Raw genomic sequence first — 22,690 nt, 5'->3', positions numbered from 1 at the left:
AATATGACACGCACTCCGTGGTTCAGATCACCACTGAATAGGTTGTTCGCCGTGCTCTTGCAAATACGCGTTGGTTTTGCTGAACGGGCGCGAGCCGAAAAAACCTCGGTCGGCGGCGAAAGGCGAAGGGTGGGCAGCTTTAAGAATCAAGTGTTTGCGCTGATCAATAAAGTCGCCTTTTTTCTGGGCATAAGCGCCCCAGAGAATGAACACGACGTGCTGCTTTTGCTCGGCAACCTTCTGAATAACAGCGTCGGTAAATTGTTCCCAGCCTTTTTTCTGGTGCGAGCCCGCATCGCTTTCCCGCACTGTAAGGGTGGCGTTGAGCAACAACACTCCTTGTTGTGCCCAGCGGTCAAGGTTGCCGTTGGCCGGAGCCGGCGTACCCGGCAGGTCAGACTGCAACTCTTTGAAGATATTGAGCAGAGAAGGCGGCGTGCGCACACCTGGGTTGACGGAGAACGCTAAACCGTGCGCCTGCCCGCGCCCGTGGTATGGATCTTGCCCTAAGATTACTACCTTAACCTTGTCGAAAGGGCAGGCGTCGAAAGCGTGAAAAATTTGTGGTCCCGGCGGATAAACAGGGCCTTTGGCGTATTCGTCGCGCACAAAGGTGATGAGCTGCTGGAAATACGGTTTTTCAAACTCCGACTGCAACACCTTGCGCCAGCTTTCTTCTATCTTTACGGTCATAGTAGGATTGGATTTTTTTCGAGTTAAGTAAGCCTTTTTTGGGGCAAGCTGCGTAGATAAACCAAATTCCGAAAACGGCTGTTAGCCTCTTATAAGAATCGCATTGGAGCCATGAATACGACGACGACGCAGGGCGTAACGGTAACCGTCACGACCAATTACTTGCCAGATTATTCCAGCCCCGGCCAGGAGCATTACGTATTTGCCTACAAGATTGATATCCGTAATAACGGCGAATACACCGTAAAACTACTGCGTCGGCACTGGTACATTTACGATGCTAACGGCGTTACGCGTGAAGTGGAAGGCGAAGGCGTGGTGGGCCAGCAGCCTACGTTAGAACCCGGCGATTCGCACCAATACGTATCGGGCTGCAACTTAAAAAGCGGCTTGGGCAAGATGCGGGGCACCTACCAGATGGAGCGCCTCGTTGATGGCAAGGAGTTTACCGTTGACATTCCAGAATTTACCCTTGTGGTGCCATACCGCTTGAATTAATACCCGTTACGCGTGCCGCCTCTTATCTTTCAGGCATACAGCTTCTTACAATTTTACCTCCGCTCGGGGAATGCGCACGGTCTGCATTCCCCGTTCGTTTTTGGGCTCTATAACCACGTCATCAACCACGATGGTGAATACCGAGCTTATGCGCCCATTGAAGCCCGCCGGCGTGAGCTGCTTCACACCTCCGATTCGATAGCTGTCCGGGATTTCGGCGCGGGCTCGCATACCGGAGCTGGCCGTCAGCGCCGCATCCGGGATATTGCCCGCACAGCGGCTAAGCCACGCATGTTTGGGCAATTGCTTTTCAGGTTGGTTAATCATTTCCAGCCCCATACTATTCTTGAGCTAGGAACTTCGTTGGGCCTAACCACGGCGTATCTGGCCTCGCCCTGCTTACGGGCGCAGACGGTGACGTTTGAGGGTTGCCCCAATACGGCCGCGGTCGCTCGCCAAACGTTTAATAAGCTGAAGCTAAACAACGTACAACTCGTCGAGGGCAACTTAGATGACACCTTGGCTCCTACCCTTGCGGCGCTACCCGGCCCGATAGACTTCGCTTTTTTCGACGGGAACCACCGCTACGAGCCTACTGTGCGCTACTTCGAGCAGTGCCTCACGCGCCGTACAGACGACAGCGTATTCGTTTTCGACGACATTCATTGGTCTTCGGAAATGGAACGTGCCTGGCAAACGATCAAGCAGCACCCGGAAGTGCGCCTGACCGTTGACCTATACTTTATCGGCTTGGTTTTCTTCCGGAAGAACCAACCCAAACAAGACTTTTCGCTGCGCTTTGGCCATCCATTGGATAAGCTTCTGAACAGCACCAAATGGTTTTCTGGATAAACGCTTGAAAATCAAGTGTTTATGTAGAAATCGGCGCAATGCTGCCTTCGTCCTGCAAAGCCTGCCGAATGCGGGTTAGCTTCGTCAGCAGGGCTTCCAATTGATCGAGCGCCAGCATGTTCGCCCCATCCGACTTGGCGGTAGCTGGCGTGGGGTGGGTTTCGATGAACAGCCCATCGGCGCCCACAGCAATGGCGGCTTTTGCAATGGTCTCAATCAGAGCCGGTTGGCCGCCCGTTACGCCGCTGGCTTGGTTAGGACGTTGCAGCGAATGCGTTACGTCCATCACCACGGGTACGTCGAAGCTGCGCATGGCAGGCAGGTTGCGAAAATCCACTACTAGGTCGGAATAGCCAAAGGAATTGCCGCGGTCGGTGAGGATGACATGCGGATTACCCGACTGCCGTACTTTATCAACGGCAAATTGCATCGCTTCGCCCGACAGGAATTGCCCCTTCTTGATATTCACTACTTTACCGGTTTTGGCAGCCGCAATCAGCAAGTCAGTCTGGCGGCACAGAAATGCCGGAATCTGAAGCACGTCCACGTACTCGGCAGCAAAAGCGGCTTCCTCCGATTCGTGGATGTCGGTCACGGTCGGAACCCCGATTTCCTGACTGACTTTCTGCAGAATGCGCAACGCCGTTTCGTCGCCGATGCCCGTGAACGAATCGATGCGCGAACGATTGGCCTTGCGGTACGAACCCTTGAAAATGTAGGGAATCTGGAGCTTGTCGGTGATGTGCTTCACCTTTTCGGCAATGCGCAGGGCCATGTCTTCGCCTTCGATGACGCAGGGCCCTGCCATCAAAAAGAACTGACCAGAATTGGTATTGCGGAAATGCGGCAGGACGTTGGTTAAGGATTCGAGCATGAGAATGAAATAAAGCACAAGCTGTAACAGCTGCGCGGTAGGACAATTTTGGGGTTCAACGAAAAGGAAGGCAGCAGGTCAAGTAGTGTTTTATCGCTACGTGGCCTGCTGCTAATGTCTGTTTTTCAAGCAGATAAACAGCTCCTGACCTTGGCGAGGCTTTAGAGAGTTATACGCAGTTTCGAAGTGAAGGAACTCGAAGTACGGAGCAAAATAAGCGCGGTATTCTTCTCGGGTACCGCCGAAGGGTGGCTCAGAAGCCGAGCCAAACTCCCGGTCGAACAGTACGCCCATCAGTTTGCCGCCCGGCCGCAGCAACTCGGAGCACTTGCGGGCGTAGTCGGCGCGGCGGGCCGGGTCGATGGCACAAAAAAAGGTTTGCTCCACAATGAGGTTGTAGGGCGGCTCTGGGCTTAGTGCAAAAAAATCTTCCTGCAACAAATGATCGGCGGGGAAATCCGGAACCCGCGCCTGCAATGCCTGTAATGCCTCGGGCGCCAAATCGGCCACAAACACGTTAGGCCAGCCCATAGTATACAGATACTCAGCCTCGTACCCTTTGCCGGCGCCGGGTATCAGAATGCGTAGGGCGGTGGGTGGGCCCAGTTGCGCAAAATAATCCCGTAGCGGCGGCGTTATAATACCAGCATCCCATCCGGTTCGGCCGGTCGCGTAGCGGCTACTCCAATACTCTTGTCCAAATAGTAAATCCGATTTCATGCAGACTTAGTATTTATGCGTGAAACTTGCCTGAGTGGACAATCCCTCTATTTTTGTGCATAAAGGTAACTTACCGTCCGGATTGTCCGGCTTAACTTAATTCTCCTGCTATGGAACAAAACCAAAGCCCCGAGCCAAAGAACAACAACCGAGTGCTGCTGATTGTGGCACTGATTCTGGTGCTGCTGGGCATCAACGGCTTTCTGTTTTACATGAATCAGCAAAAGGGAAAGCAAAACGAGCAGCTTACCGCCACGGTCAAGGAAAAAGACATTAAGCTGGAGGAGCAGATCAAGCAGTACGAAGCGATCAAAGCCGATTTTGAACGCCAAAGCCAAGAGGTACAGGCCATGGGCCAAGCCAACGACTCGCTGGAAGCACGCATTGCGGCCGTCAATGCTGATTTGATTAAGCTTCGCTCATTCCGGGCCGGCAGCTTTTCTATTGCAGAGCAGCGCCGCTTTAAAGAGCGCGCCGCCAACTTCGAAAATCAGCTCAGAAAGAAAGACGAAGAAATCGCTCAGCTGAAGTCGGATAACGAAGCACTTTACACCGAAACCACCACCCTGAAGGAACGGCAAAACAAGCTGACCGACACCATCACCACCATCGCCCGCACCAACCAAGATTTGTCGGAGAAGGTAGCGATCGCGTCGCGGTTGCAGGCCGAAAACATCCGCGTGGGCGTTATCAACTCCCGTAACAAGGAAAAGGACGACGACGATAACGAGTTCAAAGCCAAGCGGGTAGAAAAGGTAAAAGTAACTTTCAACTTGGCTCGCAACGACGTGGCCCCGAAAGAAACCAAAGAGATCATGATGCGCCTAATCGAGCCCGACGGCTCAGCTCTCTACAACCTGAGCACCGGCGGCGGCACCTTCATGATCGACGGCTCCGAAGCCTTCTACACAGCTAAGCAGGACATCGTGTACGACAACACGCGCCAGCCCGTGCAATTCATCTATGCCAAAGGCGCGGCTTACAAAACGGGTTTGCACACTGTTGAGCTTTATTCAGGCGGCGTGATGATCGGTAAAACCACCTTCACGCTGAAATAAGCTTCTACTTAGGCTTGGATTCAGTAACGAAAACGGCCCGCTGCTCACGCAGCGGGCCGTTTTTATATTTATTTAATAATCAGATAGATATGAATGATTATTATTTCTCTCTATTTCGCCGTTTTCTCCATAAGAGAAGCTTCGTACGAATCGAGCTTTTTGAGCGTCCCCGAAATATTTTCGGTGAGCATGACGATCACCGAGCCTTTCTGCGCCGTTGTGAGTATGTGGTCAATGGCCTGCATTTCGTCTTCGATGTAGGTGATCGGCAGATCGGGTTTGTCGAGGCGAAGGCCGTGCTCCATCAAGGTCCGGATTTCTTCGGCGGTTTTGCCGCGCAGATCGCGGTCTTGGCGTAAAATCACCTCATCGCAAATACGGCCGATCACGCGGGAGAAACCGATGGTATCTTCCTCGCGACGGTCGCCCAGGCCCGATACCACGCCTACTTTATGCGTCGCGGGCGTGTTGTCGAGAAACTCCGCGAATTTCTCGATACCGGCTGTATTATGGGCGTAATCTACAATGACTTCAAAATCCGGGAATCGGTAGACGTTCATCCGGCCCGGAGTCTTGGTGGCCGAGGGCACAAACGTGCGCAACGCCGTTTTGATCTCATCGCGGCCAAAGCCCGCCAGATAAGCCGACAACGCAGCTGCCAGGCTGTTTTCGATGTTGAATGTTGCGCGGCCGCCGAACGTAATCGGAAACTCCGCAGCCCGGTCAATGCGGAGCTTGTAGCTGTTTTTGTATATGGTAATGTAGCCTTCTTCGTACACGGCGGCCACTCCCCCGTTCTCCACATGGTCGAGAATACGGGGGTTGTTTTCGTTCATACTGAACAAAGCCACGCGGCAATCCAGTTGGCGACACATACCGAATACCAGCTCGTCGTCGGCGTTGAGCACAGCCCAGCCATCCTTTTTTACAGTCCGCGGCAACACCGCTTTCACGTTGGCCATTTCTTCCACCGTATGGATGTCGCGCATCCCCAAATGGTCGGCTGCGACGTTGGTAACCACGGCTATATCGCAACTAGTAAAGCCCAGCCCCGAGCGCAACATGCCCCCGCGCGCGGTTTCGAGCACTGCATAGTTGACGGTCGGGTCTTTGAGCACAAACTCAGCGCTTTGGCCGCCGGTACAATCACCTTTTTGCAGTTGTTTGCCCTGAATATAAATGCCATCCGTGGTGGTGAAGCCCACTTTATAGCCTTGTGCTGCTACAATATGCGCTATCAGGCGGGTAGTGGTGGTTTTGCCGTTGGTACCCGTAATGGCAATGATCGGAATGCGTGACTCGCTCGTGGGCGGAAACAGCATATCGACCACTGGAGCAGCCACGTTGCGGGGCAGCCCTTCCGTAGGCGAAATGTGCATCCGGAAGCCCGGCGCCGCATTTACTTCGATCACTGCGCCGCGGGTTTCGTTTAGTGGGATGGCAATATCTGTGGTAAGAAGGTCGATGCCGCAGATGTCGAGCCCTATGATGCCCGCCACGCGCTCGGCCAATAAGACGTTGTACGGATCGACCAGATCAGTCACATCGCTGGCAGTGCCACCGGTGCTGATGTTGGCAGTACTCTTCAGATACAGCGTCTCACCTTGGGGCAGCACCGATTTGAGCGTCAGTTCTCTAGCCTTCAAAATCGCCATCGTATGCTTGTCGGCCTTGATGGCCGTCAGCACTTTTTCGTGCCCCACACCCCGACGCGGGTCGCGATTCACTTTATCGATGAGCTGTTGAATGGTGCTCTCGCCATCACCAACAACGGCTGCAGGCGTGCGCTTGGCAGCCGCGATCAGCTTACCGTTAACTACCAGTAGTCGGTAGTCAAACCCTGTCACAAACTGCTCGACAATAACCGCTCGCGAATACACCTGCGCGGCTTTGAACCCCGCAAGGGCTTCTTTCCAGTTCGAAATATTGATGGTAGCTCCTTTACCGTGGTTGCCATCTAGCGGCTTGGTCACAATGGGGAACCCCAACTCGTCAATCGCATCGCGCAGGCCCTCAGGCGAATACACGGTAGTACCGCGCGGCACAGGTACGCCGGCATCACGCAGCATGGCCTTTGTCCGGTTCTTGTTACCAGCAATCTCAACTCCCGCGTGCGAGGTATAAGTGGTAGTAGTCGCCCAGATGCGCTTTTGGTTTACGCCGTACCCCAGCTGGATGATGTTGCTGTTTTTGAGCTGGATATACGGAATCCCACGCGACGCCGCTTCGGCTACAATGCTATAGGTACTTGGTCCGAAGAATTCTTGCTCGCGAATGTCGTGCAGCTCATTTACAATGCCCTTAATATCAGTCTTTTGCTTCCGGCAAAGGCTTTCCACGATTTCTACTGCCGCTTCGGCAGCTACGCGGCCAGCACGTTCTTCTTGGTAGGCAAACACCACAAACTCCACCCCTGCCTCGTGCGCCGGATACGACTTGCCCCAGTACACCGGCATGCCGGCCAATCGTTGTAGTTCCAAGGCCACATGCTGGATTACGTGGCCAAGAGGCTCTCCATCAGCAAGTTGTTCTTTGGTCAGGGGCGGGTTTTTGGCCGATTGCTTTACCGAGTCCGAAACCACCCGGGATTTGCCCAGTTCAGGAAAAAGCTTTGTCAACCGACCAGCTAAGCCAGCTACAGCATTCGACCACTTGTCGGCAAAGTCCTCTAAGTCAACCTTCATCACAATAAGCTTGTGGTGCTTGACGGAGAAGTAACTCGGGCCGCGCATCGTGCGCAGGTCAATGATCTTCATAAGGAAAGGGAGATGGAAGAAAGTTGTGCGCGGTTGTACGAGTGAGTTTGCGCCAAGGATGTTGTGACAACGGGCCGCTAGGACTGTTTGCCACCTTATCATAAGGTAATGAACCCGAGGGCTTCAACCTAAATTTATTTATAACAATCTCATAATAAGACATTTATCGAAATAAAAATACACTCTCCTCAAAGCCATAAAAGCAAAAAACCCCAGCCGGGGCTAATCGGCTGGGGCACAGAGCTAAACGAAAACAGGAACTAGGAAAAAGAGGTGACGAGCGGATTCGAACCGCTGTAGGAGGTTTTGCAGACCTCTACCTAGCCACTCGGTCACGTCACCTGGTTTTTGAATGGGATGCAAAGCTACAGGATAATATTGCTTTTGCCAAACCACTACGCGGTTTTTAAGCTTCTGCCGCTGTAAGTCACTGACCTCCTGTGAGAAGACCTGGGTGCTTCGGTTTCCTATTCAAAAGAAAAGGTCCCGGATTGCTCCGGGACCTTTCCAATCAGCTTAAGAAAAAAGATTAGGCTTTCTCTTCGTCCTTCTTGTCGGCGTTTTCGTCGCCGCTAATCAGGTCTTTCGCCTTGTCGACTACGTCGCCAGCTACTTCCGTAGCACGCTCAACTACGTCACCAGCCAATTCTTTGGCTTTCTCGAAAGCTTCGGAGTGCGTAGCAGCTTCAACAGCGTCGCCAGCAACTTCTTTCACCTTATCGAAAGCCGCCGAAGCAGCGCCGGTTACGGCCGACAGAATGCCGCCAGCGGCGGGGGCTTCTTCAGCAGGAGCTTCAGCGGCCGGAGCCTCTTCAGCTTTAGCAGCCGCCTTAGGAGCCTTGGCTTCGGCGTTGGCCTGCAGCTTTTGCACACCAGCATCGCGTTCGTTGCCCATCATGCGGTCACGCAGAGCGGACAATGCATCGAGGTCGCCGAGGGTCGACTTTTCAGCCGGAGCCAATTTCTTGGCGTCGTTAGCTTTGGCATCACCCTGAGCAGCACCGGCAGCCGGAGCACCAGCAGCGGGCTTCTTCTTCGCGAACTTCGAAGCACGCGTGTCTTCTTCCTGTGCCTGGTTGTAAACAGCCGAATGCGACAGAACGATACGACGGTCATCCTTCGAGAATTCTACCACGCGGAAGTCGAGCGATTCGCCGTTTTCAGCCTGCGAACCATCCTCTTTCTGCAACGACTTCGGATAAGCGAAGCCTTCGATGCCGTAAGGCAACTCGAGCACCGCGCCGCGGTCGTTCTTCTCGGTGATGGTAGCACGGTGAACCGAGCCAGGAGTGAACACCGTAGCGAACGTATCCCAAGGGTTTTCTTCCAACTGCTTGTGGCCCAGCGCCAGACGACGATTGGCTACGTCGAGTTCGAGCACCACCACGTCCAGACGATCGCCCACCTTCACTACTTCCGAAGGGTGCTTGATCTTCTTGGTCCACGACAGGTCCGAAACGTGCACGAGGCCGTCCACACCTTCTTCCAGCTCTACGAACAGGCCGAAGTTGGTCAGGTTGCGCACCAGACCGTTGTGCTTGGTGCCTACGGCGTACTTCGTGCCGAAGTCAGCGCGGGTCCATGGATCTTCGGTCAATTGCTTGATGCCGAGGCTCATCTTGCGGTCTTCGCGGTCGAGCGTCAGGATCTGCGCTTCAACTACGTCGCCTTGCTTAATGAAGTCCTGCGGGTTGCGCAAGTGCTGGCTCCACGACATTTCCGAAACGTGGATGAGACCTTCTACGCCGGGGATGATTTCCATGAACGCGCCATAGTCGGCAACGTTCACAATGCGGCCTTTCACCTTCGAGCCTACGCCCATGTCGGCGGGCAGCGAATCCCACGGGTGAGGAGTCAACTGCTTCAGACCCAACGAGATACGCTTCTTGGCTTCGTCGAAGTCCAGAACTACCACGTTGAGCTTCTGGTCGAGCTGCAACACTTCGCTCGGGTGCGCGATACGGCCCCACGAGATGTCGGTAATGTGCAACAGACCATCTACGCCACCAAGGTCGATGAACACACCGAAGTTGGTCATGTTCTTGATAACGCCTTCGAGGATCTGGCCTTTCTCCAGGTTATTGAGGATGGCTTCGCGCTGCTTCTCGAGGTCTTTCTCGATCAGGACTTTGTGCGAAACTACTACGTTGTCGAAAGCGGCGTTGATTTTTACCACTTTCACTTCCATGCGACGACCTACATAGATGTCGAAGTCACGGATAGGCTTCACGTCAATTTGTGAGCCGGGGAGGAAAGCCTCTACGCCGTCCAGGTCCATGATCAGACCACCTTTGGTACGACGCTTTACAACGCCTTCCAGGATGGTATCATTTTCCAGCGCGTCGTAGATCGACTTCCATGCCTGCTTGATCTTCGCCTTCTTGCGCGACAGGATCAGCTGGCCGTTAGCGTCTTCTTGGTCTTCGATGAACACCTCTACCTGGTCGCCTACTTTCAGGTCAACCAAGTCGCGGAATTCCGACAAGGGCACAAGGCCGTCGGATTTGAAGCCGATGTTCAGGATTACGTCGCGGTCGGTAATGCCCACTACGGTTCCTTTGATCACTTCTTCTTCCTGGACGGTTGTCAGCGTGTCGCTGTACATTTTTTCCATCTCGGCACGCTGCTCAGCGGTATAGTTACCACCAAACTGCGCCGCTCCGACGTTGTCCCAATCGAAGTTATCTACTACTTCTGCCATTATGTTTGCTGCGGCCCTGCTATACACGTCCGGTTTGGGGCCAAAAGCCGGAACGCGTTATGAGTAACTTCCTGAGCCTCAGCCACAGGCCCGCCACCCTGGCGGGGCGGCAAAGATACGGAATGATAAGCAGGTTTCCGCAGGCAAACAGCATGGATGAAGCTATCTATATTCAGGCTATGAAAAACTGGATTCTGCTGTCTTGGGTAGTAATACTATTTGTAGCTCAAGCCTGCCACACAGAAGCTGATATTTATTCTCCTAGCAATACGTTTTATCAGCAGCAAGAAGATTCAGTGTTGGTTGCTCTATTCAACCAAACCATTCAAACTGATGTTCTGTGGCGATTTAGGCGGCCTCCTTTACCTGTTGGCTTATCTCATGATAGTGTATCTCAAGCTTATGCAGCTTCTCTGCATAAACCAATCACTCTTGATATTATAGAGGAGTTCGGATTTCCTCTAAGATTAGGAGTACTGTGCTTTGATTGTCCGGATGAAGAACAAAAAAGGAACGCTCGAAAAGAAGCATTTAAGATTATGCAAGAGCATCATTTGGACTCTGCTTTTTTCCCATTGCTTATGCAAATGTGGGACAAGAAAGATTCTCTTAACACGGTCCGGAAAGGGCCATGTAAGGCAATGCAATACTATGCAAAGCGACCTATACGCTTGGTACCTTTACCCCTACTCGACTCAAAGGGAAAATATGATTTCATTCGATTTTCAAGAGTGGGATTTAATAAGTTTTTCGACAAAGGCGTATTTCAAATGACTTATTCTGACCTTGGCGGCGGGAGAGTCAGCTTGTACTGCGTCGAGAAGCGGCATCATAAGTGGACAATAACAGCAAGACAGTCCGTAGACAACTGGTACTATTAACCAGAAAGCCCCGCCTGCTACAGCAGGCGGGGCTTTCTGGTTAATATGGCTCAAGTTACGCCCGACCCATCTGGCGCAGGAATGATACGTGCGACGCCACTGCGTAGCGCATCTTTGGATACTCGTTATATTCGATATTGAACTCCTCACACATCTGCTTGACAATCTTGCTGATAGCAGGATAGTGTACGTGCGAGATCTTCGGAAACAAATGGTGCTCAACCTGGAAGTTCAGCCCCCCTACCAGCCAGCTAATCACTTTGTTATGGGTAGCAAAGTTAGCGGTGGTTTTGATCTGATGGATGGCCCACTCATCTTCCAGCTTGTTGGTAATTTCGTGGGGCATTGGGAAAGCGGCGTGCTCTACCGTGTGCGCCAATTGGAAAACTAGGCTCAAAGTAAAGCCGGCCACGCTGCCAAACGCCAGGAAGCCAATCATCCAGCTTACAAAGCCCAGCATATAAATCGGCAGTACAATGAACAGCACCAAGTGCAACGCCTTGAAACCCCAGAACACCGACTGATCGCTGAACGACATCTTTTTGATGGGCATCGAGCCGATTTTGCCTTTGAAATACTTCTGGTAATCCATCACAAAAATCCAGGCGATGTAGAGCAGACTGTACAGAAACCAGAAATAGAGGTGCTGGAAACGGTGCAGCTTGTGGCGCGGCTGCGTGGAGCTCATGCGCATCCAAGGCTGCACATCGATATCGTCGTCAACGCCATCGACGTTGGTGTACATGTGGTGGATAAGATTGTGCTTCATGTTCCACATAAAGCTGTTGCCACCCATTACGTTGAGCGTGAAGGCTGCGAAACTGTTGACAAACTTCGATTTGCTGAAGCTGCCATGCGCTCCGTCGTGCATCACGTTGAAGCCAATTGCTGCCCCTACGCCACCCATCAGCATACATTCAAGCACAGCCAACAGCACAGGCGGTGTGAAAAATACCAGGTGGACATATAAAAATACAAATGCGACTAACAGCACTACGGCCTTAACAAAGAGACTGGAAGTACCGGTGGTGGATTTGCCTACCTCTTCGAAGTAGTCGTTGATTCTGCGTTTTAGCTCAGTATGGAACGAGCGGGAAGCAGCAAATTTGGGAACTGACATGAACAACCGTAAAATGGGATACCCACAAAGGTACGGGGCTACAACCTCAACGGATGTGAGTTAATTCAAATCAGTTGCTCGTCAGTAACCAGACGGCCCAGGAAAATTACAAAACGGCCCGTCATCGGGTGCGCAGGCAGGCTGACTATTAGCCCTTTGCGTACTGCACGGCCCTTATGTGCAACATCTTGGCTTGCACGGCCCAGCACAATCTTTCTGGGCTTGCCCGGCGTATGTAGCAACATTGTTTTTCTTCACATTTATCCGCTGATTATGAGCTACATCAAAGCTGGGCAAGATGCCAACGGCAACGCTATCAACCTTTTTTATGAAGACTGGGGCCAAGGTGCACCGGTCGTGCTGATACACGGCTGGCCCCTCGACCATACCATGTGGGAACATCAAATGATGGAACTGCCCAAACACGGTTTGCGCGTAGTTGCCTACGACCGGCGCGGCTTTGGCAAGTCGTCGCGGCCTTGGGAAAGCTACGATTACGACACGCTGGCCGACGATTTGAAGGCCGTGCTCGACACGCTGGATTTGCAAAACGTGACCTTGGTTGGGTTTTCGATGGGTGGCGGTGAGGTGGCCCGCTACATGAGCCGCCACGGCGGAGCGCGCGTCTCGAAAGTGGCCTTTATCAGCGCAGTGCCGCCTTATTTGCTAAAAACTTCCGACAACCCAACCGGCGTCGATAAGTCAGTGTTCGATGAGATGCTGGCCGGTATCCAGAAAGACCGATTTGACTTTTTGTCCGGCTTCGGCAAGCAGTTTTTCAACGTGAGCATGATCAGCCACCCCGTGAGCCAAGCGGTGCTGGACTGGTCGCAGACGGTGACGTCTTTGGCTTCGCCCAAAGCCACTTACGACTGCGCCGTTTCGTTTGCCACCACCGATTTCCGTCAGGATCTGGCGACGATCAAAGTGCCTACGCTCATCGTGCACGGCGACGCCGACCAAACAGTGCCCATTGAAGCCAGCGGTGCCCAAACGGCCAAGCATCTGCCTCACGCACAATACCTTGTGTACAGCGGCGCTCCGCACGGCTTGTTCTTCACCGACAAAGACCGCTTGTCGCAGGATTTGCTGGCCTTCGCCGGAAAAGCAAGCACACAAGCTGGTTTATAAGTAATTGATAGTCAATATGTTACAACAGAAGGCCTGGCAATGCATTTTGCCAGGCCTTCTGCGTTGAAATGCCGGCCAGTTTTGCGTTTCGACACAAAAAAACCGGCTGCCACGAGATGCCGGTTTCAAGTCAATTCAGATATGCGTGCCAATTCTGGTCGATACTGCCTGCACTAAGCCTAAGAAAACCTGCTAAGGTTGGTTTTTTGGGCTTTTGCCGAATGACCAACCCGGCTTCTTCGGGCGTGCGATGGCCTTTAGCGTGGTTGCAACGGGCACAGGCCGTCAGCAGATTGCTCCACGACGACTCCCCGCCCCGCGAGCGCGGCAACACATGATCGAGGGTCAGGTTTTTGGTAGAACCGCAGTATTGACACTCAAAATGATCGCGCTTCATCACGTTGTGCCGGCTCAGGGCAATGCCCTTGTATGGCACGCGCACGTAGCGCTGCAACCGGATAATACTGGGTTTAGGATAGGAATGGCTGATGGTGCGCAGCGCACCATGATCGGACTTGGCTATCATCTCGGCTTTGTCGAGAAAAAGCAGCACGAAGGCCTTTTGCACACTGCACAGCGTAATCGCGGTGTAGTCGCCGTTCAATACAAGAACTTTTTGGTCCATACGCTCGTGGTTCGAATCATCGGGTACAGCGAAAGCTAGATGATTCTAAGCGCATTAACAACACCTGAGACGTTAAGTTTCCTTTCGTCAGCAGCGTTTTTGGCGCGGCGTACAGGCCGGTTAATCGGGCAAAATTCGCTTGATCAGGCGCAGTTTGTGGGAGTATTTCTGGCGGCTGCGGTTGAAGATGCCGTTGTGGTCGAGCGGGTCGATACGTACCTCACCGCTGGCATGCAGAATCTGCTGGTCTTCGATCAGCATGCCCACGTGCACGATGTTGCCCTCGGCATTGTCGAAAAAGGCCAGATCACCCGGCTGCGTCTGCGACACAAAATGCACCGGCCGGCCGTGGTCAATCTGCTGGCGGGCATCGCGTGGGAGTTGCACCCCGATCAGGCCGTAGAGTTGCTGCATCAGGCCCGAGCAGTCGATGCCAAACAGCGTTTTACCGCCCCACAGGTACGGCGATTTCAGAAACATTTGCCCCATTTTCACGAGCAACGCCGCGCGGCGCTCCGCCGACCCGTTGGTGGGGTTGGTGGCCGCGCCGTTGTAAAACAATTGCTGCTCGCCCAACCGCAACGTCATCCCATCGAAAAAAGGCAAACGACTGCCCAACGAAACCGGGATGCGCGTACTCGTGTCGCTCACCATCTGCACGATATCCAGCGTGCGCGGGTGGTCCTGGGCTTGCCACGCCGCGAAATAGTCGGCCGTAACGGGCAAATGCTGCTTAAAGTCAATCCAGCCGATGTACTGATCGGCCGCAATGCAGACTTGGCGCCAGTTGCCCTGCGTAAGCAAAATGGTGTAGCAATCGCCAAAAATGAGTTGGGTAACAATTTCGGCCTTGTCCGTAGGCTCGGCGCGCACCGGCACGACGCTCAACGCGCAGATTCCGTGTTCCAAAGGAAGTACTAGAGTAGAGGAAAAAGAATGAGCAAAGTTGGGGATTTCTTCGTTGCGGAAGCGTAGCTGCTGGCTCTAATATTCCCGGGCGCGGTCCATTTCGCGCTTCTGGTCTTTGGCCTTGATGTCTTCGCGCTTGTCGTAGAGCTTCTTGCCTTTCGCCAACGCGATTTCCAGTTTAGCAAAGCCCCTGTCGTTCACGAACATACGAATGGGCACGATGGTCACGCCCTGCTCCTGCATTTTGCCCTCCAGCTGACGCAGCTCTTTCTTGTTGAGCAAGAGCTTGCGCTCGCGCTTGGGCTCGTGGTTGTTGTAAGTGCCTTGCGTGTATTGCGCGATGCTGAGATTGTGCACCCACAGGCTACCGTCGGGGTGAAACGTGCAAAAGCCGTCCTGCATGTTCACGTTGCCGTCGCGGATGCTTTTTATTTCCGTGCCTTGCAGCATCATTCCTGCATCGTACTTCGCCAGAAAAGAATATTCGTGGCTAGCTCGGCGGTTGACGATGTTGACGCGTTTAGGCGTAGAATCTTTTTCTTTAGCCATTGTTATAACTACTTACTAATCAATTGTTTATCAACAGGCACATCAACACTACGAAGCGCGGCAAAACGGCCAGCCAACTTTTCTTCCGAAGTAATGCGCTGGCCCGTACGACCCGTAGCAACGAGTCGCGGGCCGACGCGCGCTTCCAGCGTGCAGGTAAGCTCCCGGCCTTCCAACGCCTCGAAAGTAGCGCAAAACGCGACGGTTTCGCCTTCAAAAGCGGGGGCTATGTGGTCGATGTGCACCATTGTGCCGATGCCTGCCTCCCCGGCTTCCAGCATTTCCTCCACGAATTGCCGGCTCGTCCACTCCATGTCGCGGCCCAGCGCAAAGGTGCTGTATAGCTCATGGATCGTGCGGCCGTCGAGCACGGCAAAATCAGCCGGCGTTACTACGTGCGTGTACGTTTTGACGGCGCCGGGCTGGAAAGGATTCTTCATCGAAAGGGAAAGCTACGTCAGTTTCAGGCGCGGATCTGGGCTTACGAACTGCGTGGCAAAATCGCCGACTTCGTACTGAAAATGGCCCGCCATGGCGACCATAGCCGCATTATCGGTGCAAAATTCGAAGTCAGGAATGAATACCTGCCAGCCTTTTTCTGCCGCCAGATTTTGCAATGCCTCGCGCAAACCCGAATTAGCCGCTACTCCGCCGGCCAAAGCAACCTGCGTCAGGCCATGATCAGCGGCGGCGCGCTGGAGCTGGCGCAGCAACGTTTGGATGATCGTGTATTGAATACTGGCACACAAATCCGCCAGATTATTCTTGATAAAATCTTGATCAGCAGCACTTTGCTGGCGCAAGAAATACAGCACTGAGGTCTTCAGGCCGCTAAAGGAAAAATCGTAGCCTGGCATCGCACCCACCGGAAACGGAAACCGCGTCGAGTTGCCTTGGCGCGCCTGCCGGTCGAGGTGCGGACCACCGGGATACGGCAAGCCGAGCAGCTTGGCAGTTTTGTCGAAGGCTTCGCCGGCAGCGTCGTCGATGGTTTGGCCGATGATCTGCATGTCCAAGGCACTGCGCACGATAACGAGTTGGGTGTGGCCACCGCTCACCGTCAGGCACAGAAACGGAAACGCAGGCTTGGGGTCGCGAATGAAATGAGCCAGAATGTGCGCTCGCATGTGATTGACCGCAATCAGGGGCTTGCCCAACGCCAAAGCAAACGTTTTGGCAAACATGCCGCCCACCAACAACGAGCCCAATAGGCCCGGCCCTTGCGTAAAAGCAATAGCGTCGAGGTCGGATTTCTGTACCTTCGCCCGGCGAAGCGCTTCCTGCACTACCGGGATAAGGTGCTGCTGGTGAGCCCGCGAGGCCAACTCCGGCACTACCCCACCGTATTGTTCGTGCACTTGCTGGGTAGCTACTACGTTGGCCAGAATTTCGCCGCCGGCCATCACCGCCGCCGACGTATCATCGCACGAAGACTCAATTGCCAGAATGACAGGAGTATGCATATATAAGTAGAGGAAATCACTGATCGGTGCTACTCGGTATTTTTTAGGCTTGTGGCACCAGAAACCAAGACAAAGGTCGTTAAAATAGTAAACCTCTGGCCAGTCGGGTTGTCTGATCTGCTGGCGAGTATTTTTATCCCAACCGTGTCCTGTCCGTCTGCGTTTGCTGTGCAGTTGCTTTTCTGTTGCCGGTTTCAGGCAGCGGTTGAGCAAAAAGCAGCATCTTCGTAGAGTAGCCGCTTTTTATATAAACTCCTCGTGCCCCGTTTTCTATCCATCACGCTTAAGTTTCTCCTGGCTCTGGTGCTGTTGCTGGCGCTGGCGGTAGGCGGCGTGCTGATAGCCCTGCGGGTGCCGAGCGTGCAGACGCAAATCGCGCAACGGGCGGCGCGCATCCTCACCGAGAAGCTGGGCCACAAAGTATTGATCGGGCGGGTGGATGTGCGGCCGTTTTCGCATGTGCTGCTCGAGGGCGTACGCGTGCTTGACCGGCGCGGCAACGAGCTCTTCAACATTGGCCGGGCCGACGCCGATATTCAGATGTTTTCGGTCTTCGACCCGAGCCACCTCCACGTAGGCAAGCTCACGCTCGACGAACCCCGCTTTGACCTGGTGACCTACGAGGGCACACCTGACTCAACGAACCTTTCTGAATTCCTAGCTTCCGTAAAACGGCTGATCGGGCCTTCCGACACCACCAAAGTTTCCAAGCCTTTCGATTTTAAGATTTCGGCCATCGGACTTCGCAACGGGCGGTTTGTGCTGGATCGGCAAAATGTGAAGCGGGCCGCTACCTACGGCAAGGCCATGGACTATGCCCACATGCGCATCGACAGCATCTACGCTGATGCCTCGCAGCTGTGGTTTAAAGGCGACACCATTCACGCGCTCGTACAAGGCTTGCGGGCGGTGGATACACCTTCGCAAACACGCCTGCGGGAGCTTACCGCCGACATGACGTACAGTCCCAAGTTCTGGGAGTTTTCGGGGCTGAATCTGCGCGTATTGAACAGTCAATTAAGCGATTACTTACGCTTTGACTATCAGCGTTTTTTAGCATTTACGTCGTTTAACGACTCCGTGAAGGTGACGGCCCGGCTGAATCCCTCCCGGGTTTATTCCGACGACATCGCCAAGTTTGCGCCGCAGGTAGAGGAGTGGAACGAAACGGTCCTGATTTCGGGGCAGGCTAAAGGATATGTGCGCGATTTCGCCACCAAAAACCTCGACGTGCGCTACGGGCAGAACACGCACGTGGTCGGCAACATCCATGTCGAAGGCCTGCCTAATTTCAAGGAAAGCCTCGTGGAAATGCGCTTGCAGCCCTCCGTGATTGATGGCCGCGACATTCGGCGCTACATTCCTAAAAGTGGTTGGCCTTACGTGCAGCGCCTCGGCACGGTGCGGTTGCAGGGGCAGTTTGTAGGTTTCTACAACGACTTTGTGGCCAATGGCTCGTTCCACACCGCGCTCGGCGATGTGGTATCGGACGTCAACCTCAAGTTCAAAACTGATCCGCGGTATTCTTCCTATGAGGGCGAGGTCAAGACTACCGCGTTCCAGCTCGGCAAATTGCTCGGCGATGAAAGCACCATCCGCGACATCACCATGAACGGCCGGGTACAGGGCGTGGGCTTTACGCCGCAAGGTGCTCAGCTACAAGCCAAAGCAGATGTGCAAAGTATCTGGCTCAACGGCTACCGCTTCCGCAACATCAACACCGACGGCAAGTTCAGCCGCCAGTCGTTCGCCGGCCACCTCAACGTCAACGACCCCAACCTCAAACTACACGCCGACGGCAGCATCGACCTGGCCAAAGGCCGCCAGGCTTTCGACGTGCGGGCCAAGGTGCAACAGGCCGATTTGCGGGCGCTTGGGCTTACGAAGCAGAGCGTCACGGTGGCCACCACGGCCGATGTGCGTTTTCAGGGTCTGCGCCTCGATGACTTGGTGGGCCGCATCTCGCTCCGCAATTCGAAGGTTGGTTACGCCGGCAAAATGGTGCCCATCGACACCTTCGACGTGGTGAGCGTGAATGCCCGTGGGCAACGCAGCCTGACCGTGCGCTCGGAAGTGCTGAACCTTACGGCCGCCGGCAATTTCAACTTTACCACCGTCATTCGGGACGTGCAGACGTTGCTGCACGAGTACGAGCTTAATTTTGCCAGCAACGACGCGGCCATCGCTAGCTATTACCAGCGGAAGCGGCAAGGACCGATCTCTGAGTATAACATCGATCTGAACCTGTATTTGAAACAGGCCAACCCCGTGTTGCAGCTGTTCATTCCTCAGCTAACCGTTTCCGATTTCTCGCATATCGACGGCTCGTTCCGCAACGGCCAGACGTCCATCTTCTCGCTCGGCGGGCACTTCGACGGCATCCGGTTCGACAGCGTCCGGGTGTTAAATACTGATTTTGAATTCAATACCTCCAAGCTGCCTTACAAACCGGAAGTACTGGCGCAGGCCAACATTACTTCGGAGCGGCAATTGCTGCCGGGTCTCGGCAAAACCGAGAAGTTTTACGTGGAAGGCGTGTGGGATCAGGAAAAGATCAATTTTTCCACGGCGCTTGCCCAAACTGGCACCACCAACCGGGCCGCCATCAACGGCTCGCTTGGGTTTCTGCCCAACGCGGTGCAGGTGGTACTGCGGCAGTCGGGCGTAAACCTACTGGGCCGCGATTGGACCATTGCCCCGGATAACTCCGTCATTATTTCGGGCGCGGGCCGGGAGTTTGACATCAAAAACCTAACGCTCTCCAATGGCGCACAAAGCGTTAGTGCTCAAGGCTTTATCTCTACTAATCCTAGCAAAGTCCTGAAGCTCAACGTGAAAGATCTGGAGCTAGAAACGCTAAGCTCACTTACTACCCAACAGATCACGGGCCGGGCCAATGCACAAGGCACCATCAGCGGAGTGTACGGGCCGCTGGTAATCAATAGCACGCTCAACGTTGATTCGCTGGAATTTGGCAACGTATTGATAGGCAACGTGGTAGGCCGCGGCGATTGGGACAATACCAACAGTCGTCTGGCCGTAAACCTGGATGTGGAGCGCGATAAGCAGCGCGTCGTGACGGTAAGCGGCACATACGCGCCGCGCGAAGAGCAACAGCAACTTAACCTGACCGGCGTACTAAGCAGCGCCCCCGTGAAACTGGCTGAGCCTCTGCTCAATACCTTGTTCCGCGACATGAGCGGAACGGCCGTCGGTACCATCCGGCTGACGGGGCGGTTGGCCGCTCCCAACCTCGTCGGCAATATTGACGTGACGGATGGCAAGCTCACATTTATTTACCTGGGCACGACCTATTCCTTTGCCGACCGCATTCGCTTTACCGAAGACCGTATTGCACTGAATAACATCAAGTTATCGGACCCGCTGGGTAATTCGGGCGTCATTGACGGCAATATATTTCACCAGGGTTTTCACGATATGCGCCTCGATTTGAAGGGCACATTCCGGAAGCTACAGGTGCTCAGCACCACTCGCAAAGACAACGACCTGTATTTCGGTACGGCGTACGCGACCGGCACGGCCGAAGTGCGCGGTCCAACCAACAACTTGGTCGTGCGCGTAACAGCCCGCAGCGACCCTGGCACGCGGTTGTCGCTGCCGCTTGACAATGCCGCTAAGGCTCAAAAGGCCAATTATATACGCTTTGTCAACCGCAATATTGCCGATACCACAACCACAGTACAGATCCCGACGGCGGCCGAGGGCAAGGTAGAGCTGTCGGGCATTCGCCTGAACATGAACCTAGAAGTGACCCCTGACGCCTACGTGGAGATTCTGCTCGACGAAAGCACCGGCGACATCATCCGGGGCACGGCAAACGGGCAACTGCGCCTCAACATCGACACCCGCGGCGACTTTAACATGTACGGGCAGGTGGAAATCGTGCGGGGCGCTTATAACTTCACGTTGCAAGGCCTTGTAAATAAAGAGTTTGTGGTGCGGCCCGGTGGCACCATCAATTGGAACGGCGACCCGCTGCAAGGCGAAATGAACGTGACCGCCGCTTACACGCAACGCACGTCGTTGGCGCCGGTTACGCAAGGCACCAACTCGTCGGTGGTACCCGTAACGGCGGTTATGAACCTGACGGGACCGCTGCTGCTGCCGCTGATTAAGCTCAATCTGGAGTTCAACGACATTCCTTCGTCGCTCGAAGGTGATTTAGCCTCGTTCTTTTCGGCTATCCGCAACGACGAGCAAGAGCTTAACCGTCAGGTATTTAGCCTGATTGTATTTAAACAATTAACGCAAGTCGGCTCGTTGTCTTCGATTACGTCCTTGAGTGGGCGCGACAACGCGTTTGGCAACAGCCTGGGCCAGATCATCTCAACGCAGTTGGGCCTGCTCACGTCGCAGATCGACCCCAACTTGGAGATCTCCTTCAATTTCAACGGCTTGACGGCGGAAGATTTGCAGGCTTTGCAGGTGCGGCTGAGCTACAGCTTCCTCAACGGACGGCTGCGCGTGACGCGGGAAGGCGGCTTTAGCAACAGCACCGGCTCCGCTACAACCGGGTCGGTTAATACCCAAACCTCCCTTTTGGGCGACTTGAGCCTCGAATACTACCTGCGGCCGGATGGCAAGTTTCGGGCGCGGTTGCGTTACGAGACCACGCCGCGCGATTTCAACCTCAATTCCACCGACCCTTCTTCTACCTACGCCAACCAGGCTCGCGCGGGCATCAGCTTGGTGCACACCGAGCAGTTTGACTCGTTCCGGGAGCTGTTTGCGCGTAAGCACCTGCGCCGCCGCGACGCCAACGCCCGGCGGGCCCGCGAAGTCTTGAACATCGACGACGACCCCCGAACTTCGTTATAACAGAAGACCAAGAATCAGATTTCGCACTTCGCATCCCGCTTTCTTCGTTCCGCTTTCTTCATTTCCAGTAGTACCTTTGCCCGCATGGCTCAAGCCCGCCCCACCCGTAAGAAAAAACTTGGCAGCTACCCGCACACCATGGTGGTGTTCAGCATTACGCTGGCGTTGCTGATCATTGGGCTATTCGGACTCCTGCTGATTCATGCGCACAAACTCTCCAACCTAGTGAAGGAGAACATTGAAATGCAGGTGTATCTGGAGCGTAACCTGCCCGAAACGCAGTTGCTGCGCCTGCAACAGGATTTTGCCCACAAGCCCTACATCGCCTACAAAGACAACCAGCCGCAAGTCCGTTTTCTGTCGAAGGAAGAAGGCGCCAAGCAGTTTGTTGATCAGACCGGCGAAGAGTTTCAGCAGTTTCTGGGCGACAACCCGCTACGCGACGCGTATCTGCTCAAAATCAACGCGGAATACGCCGATTCGGTAAGCTTGCCCCGCATTCGGCAGGAAATCAGCGCGGAGCCGGGCGTGTTTGAGGTGCAATACGTAGAAAGCCTGATCACGCAAATCAACCAGAACCTGCGCCGCATCAGCTTGGTGCTGCTTGGGTTTGCCGTGGTGCTCACGTTCGTGGTCGTGGTCCTGATCAACAATACCATCAAGTTGGCGTTGTTCTCGCAACGCTTCCTGATTCGCAGCATGCAGTTGGTCGGCGCGACTTCGCTTTTCATCCAGCGGCCGTTTCTGCGACGGGCTACATGGCAAGGTTTCGTGAGCGGCGCGCTGGCAGCGCTGCTGCTGTTGGCCTTGTTGCAATACGCTTACCTCCAAGTAGATGAGTTGCGCTTGCTTCGCGACGACCGGCTTATCGGCGGCCTGATGCTCGTGATGATTGTGCTGGGCTGCGGCATCGGATTTCTGAGCTCGTACCGGGCCGTGCGTAAGTATTTGGGCATGTCTCTGGACGATCTGTATTAGAACACGAAAAAGCACCTTACATAACTAATTTATAGTTAACTAG

The 22,690-nt window shown here is 54.2% G+C and carries 17 protein-coding genes, 1 tRNA gene and 1 pseudogene; 7 read left to right on the top strand and 12 right to left on the bottom strand.

Annotation, left to right across the window (positions count from 1 at the left end; translation table 11 throughout):
- Nucleotides 1–27: 27 nt before the first annotated feature.
- Entirely contained in the window at nt 28–693 is a 666-nt protein-coding gene (gene ung / locus FHG12_RS14105; RefSeq protein WP_139516338.1) for a uracil-DNA glycosylase, read from the bottom strand.
- Nucleotides 694–804: 111 nt separating this feature from the next.
- Between ung and apaG the strand changes: the two genes are divergently transcribed.
- Together apaG and FHG12_RS14095 are read left to right on the top strand one after the other, a co-directional pair.
- The gene (apaG, locus tag FHG12_RS14100; RefSeq protein ID WP_139516337.1) at nt 805–1,191 is read left to right on the top strand and encodes a Co2+/Mg2+ efflux protein ApaG; all 387 of its coding nucleotides are present in this window, start codon (nt 805–807) and stop codon (nt 1,189–1,191) included.
- 12 nt (nt 1,192–1,203) lie between these two features.
- The gene (locus tag FHG12_RS14095) at nt 1,204–2,043 is read left to right on the top strand and encodes an O-methyltransferase (protein WP_139516336.1); all 840 of its coding nucleotides are present in this window, start codon (nt 1,204–1,206) and stop codon (nt 2,041–2,043) included.
- Nucleotides 2,044–2,062: 19 nt separating this feature from the next.
- Here the strand turns inward: FHG12_RS14095 and kdsA are convergent, their stop codons facing one another.
- Nucleotides 2,063–2,917 (bottom strand): 3-deoxy-8-phosphooctulonate synthase, encoded by an 855-nt coding sequence (gene kdsA, locus FHG12_RS14090; protein ID WP_139516335.1) that lies wholly within the window; start codon nt 2,915–2,917, stop codon nt 2,063–2,065.
- Between the two features lie 111 nt (nt 2,918–3,028).
- Nucleotides 3,029–3,637 (bottom strand): methyltransferase domain-containing protein, encoded by a 609-nt coding sequence (locus tag FHG12_RS14085; RefSeq protein WP_139516334.1) that lies wholly within the window; start codon nt 3,635–3,637, stop codon nt 3,029–3,031.
- A gap of 110 nt (nt 3,638–3,747) precedes the next feature.
- Here FHG12_RS14085 and FHG12_RS14080 point away from each other — a divergent pair, with 110 nt between their 5' ends.
- A complete protein-coding gene (locus tag FHG12_RS14080; protein WP_139516333.1) occupies nt 3,748–4,695 on the top strand; it encodes a hypothetical protein in 948 nt (315 codons plus the stop codon).
- A gap of 110 nt (nt 4,696–4,805) precedes the next feature.
- Here FHG12_RS14080 and cphA read toward each other — a convergent pair whose 3' ends face one another.
- The 3 genes and pseudogenes from cphA to rpsA all read right to left on the bottom strand — a co-directional run.
- The gene (gene cphA / locus FHG12_RS14075; RefSeq protein ID WP_139516332.1) at nt 4,806–7,451 is read right to left on the bottom strand and encodes a cyanophycin synthetase; all 2,646 of its coding nucleotides are present in this window, start codon (nt 7,449–7,451) and stop codon (nt 4,806–4,808) included.
- Nucleotides 7,452–7,722: 271 nt separating this feature from the next.
- Nucleotides 7,723–7,793: transfer RNA gene (locus FHG12_RS14070), tRNA-Cys, on the bottom strand.
- A gap of 562 nt (nt 7,794–8,355) precedes the next feature.
- Nucleotides 8,356–10,152, bottom strand: a pseudogene (gene rpsA / locus FHG12_RS14065) (30S ribosomal protein S1); the annotation flags it as partial.
- A 59-nt stretch (nt 10,153–10,211) separates the two neighbouring features.
- Here rpsA and FHG12_RS14060 point away from each other — a divergent pair.
- Entirely contained in the window at nt 10,212–11,033 is an 822-nt protein-coding gene (locus tag FHG12_RS14060; RefSeq protein ID WP_139516331.1) for a hypothetical protein, read from the top strand.
- A 55-nt stretch (nt 11,034–11,088) separates the two neighbouring features.
- On the opposite strand, the gene FHG12_RS14055 is transcribed toward FHG12_RS14060, so the two are convergent.
- On the bottom strand, nt 11,089–12,153 hold the full coding sequence (locus FHG12_RS14055) for a fatty acid desaturase family protein (RefSeq protein WP_139516330.1): 1,065 nt from the start codon (nt 12,151–12,153) through the stop codon (nt 11,089–11,091).
- Nucleotides 12,154–12,426: 273 nt separating this feature from the next.
- On the opposite strand from FHG12_RS14055, the gene FHG12_RS14050 reads away from it, so the two are divergent.
- Nucleotides 12,427–13,284, top strand: a complete 858-nt coding sequence (locus tag FHG12_RS14050; protein ID WP_139516329.1) for an alpha/beta fold hydrolase — start codon at nt 12,427–12,429, stop codon at nt 13,282–13,284.
- A 130-nt stretch (nt 13,285–13,414) separates the two neighbouring features.
- Here FHG12_RS14050 and FHG12_RS14045 read toward each other — a convergent pair whose 3' ends face one another.
- The 5 genes from FHG12_RS14045 to tsaD form a co-directional block, all read right to left on the bottom strand.
- Nucleotides 13,415–13,909, bottom strand: coding sequence for an HNH endonuclease (locus FHG12_RS14045; protein ID WP_139516328.1), 495 nt, complete (start codon nt 13,907–13,909; stop codon nt 13,415–13,417).
- Nucleotides 13,910–14,029: 120 nt separating this feature from the next.
- Entirely contained in the window at nt 14,030–14,818 is a 789-nt protein-coding gene (locus FHG12_RS14040) for a C40 family peptidase (RefSeq protein WP_230471127.1), read from the bottom strand.
- Between the two features lie 75 nt (nt 14,819–14,893).
- Nucleotides 14,894–15,367, bottom strand: coding sequence for an SsrA-binding protein SmpB (gene smpB / locus FHG12_RS14035; protein WP_139516327.1), 474 nt, complete (start codon nt 15,365–15,367; stop codon nt 14,894–14,896).
- Nucleotides 15,368–15,375: 8 nt separating this feature from the next.
- Complete coding sequence (locus tag FHG12_RS14030; protein ID WP_139516326.1) at nt 15,376–15,807, bottom strand: thioesterase family protein; 432 nt, start codon at nt 15,805–15,807, stop codon at nt 15,376–15,378.
- A gap of 12 nt (nt 15,808–15,819) precedes the next feature.
- Entirely contained in the window at nt 15,820–16,830 is a 1,011-nt protein-coding gene (tsaD, locus tag FHG12_RS14025; RefSeq protein WP_139516325.1) for a tRNA (adenosine(37)-N6)-threonylcarbamoyltransferase complex transferase subunit TsaD, read from the bottom strand.
- A 258-nt stretch (nt 16,831–17,088) separates the two neighbouring features.
- Here tsaD and FHG12_RS14020 point away from each other — a divergent pair, with 258 nt between their 5' ends.
- Both FHG12_RS14020 and FHG12_RS14015 read left to right on the top strand, forming a co-directional pair.
- Nucleotides 17,089–21,669, top strand: a complete 4,581-nt coding sequence (locus tag FHG12_RS14020) for a translocation/assembly module TamB domain-containing protein (protein ID WP_139516324.1) — start codon at nt 17,089–17,091, stop codon at nt 21,667–21,669.
- 84 nt (nt 21,670–21,753) lie between these two features.
- Nucleotides 21,754–22,647, top strand: coding sequence for a cell division protein FtsX (locus FHG12_RS14015; RefSeq protein WP_139516323.1), 894 nt, complete (start codon nt 21,754–21,756; stop codon nt 22,645–22,647).
- Nucleotides 22,648–22,690 lie beyond the last annotated feature (43 nt).

It is taken from the genome of Hymenobacter jejuensis (assembly GCF_006337165.1).
GTDB lineage: Bacteria > Bacteroidota > Bacteroidia > Cytophagales > Hymenobacteraceae > Hymenobacter > Hymenobacter jejuensis.
The sequence above is the reverse complement of the archived record's forward strand: the minus strand, read 5'-3'. Positions and strand labels throughout refer to the sequence as shown.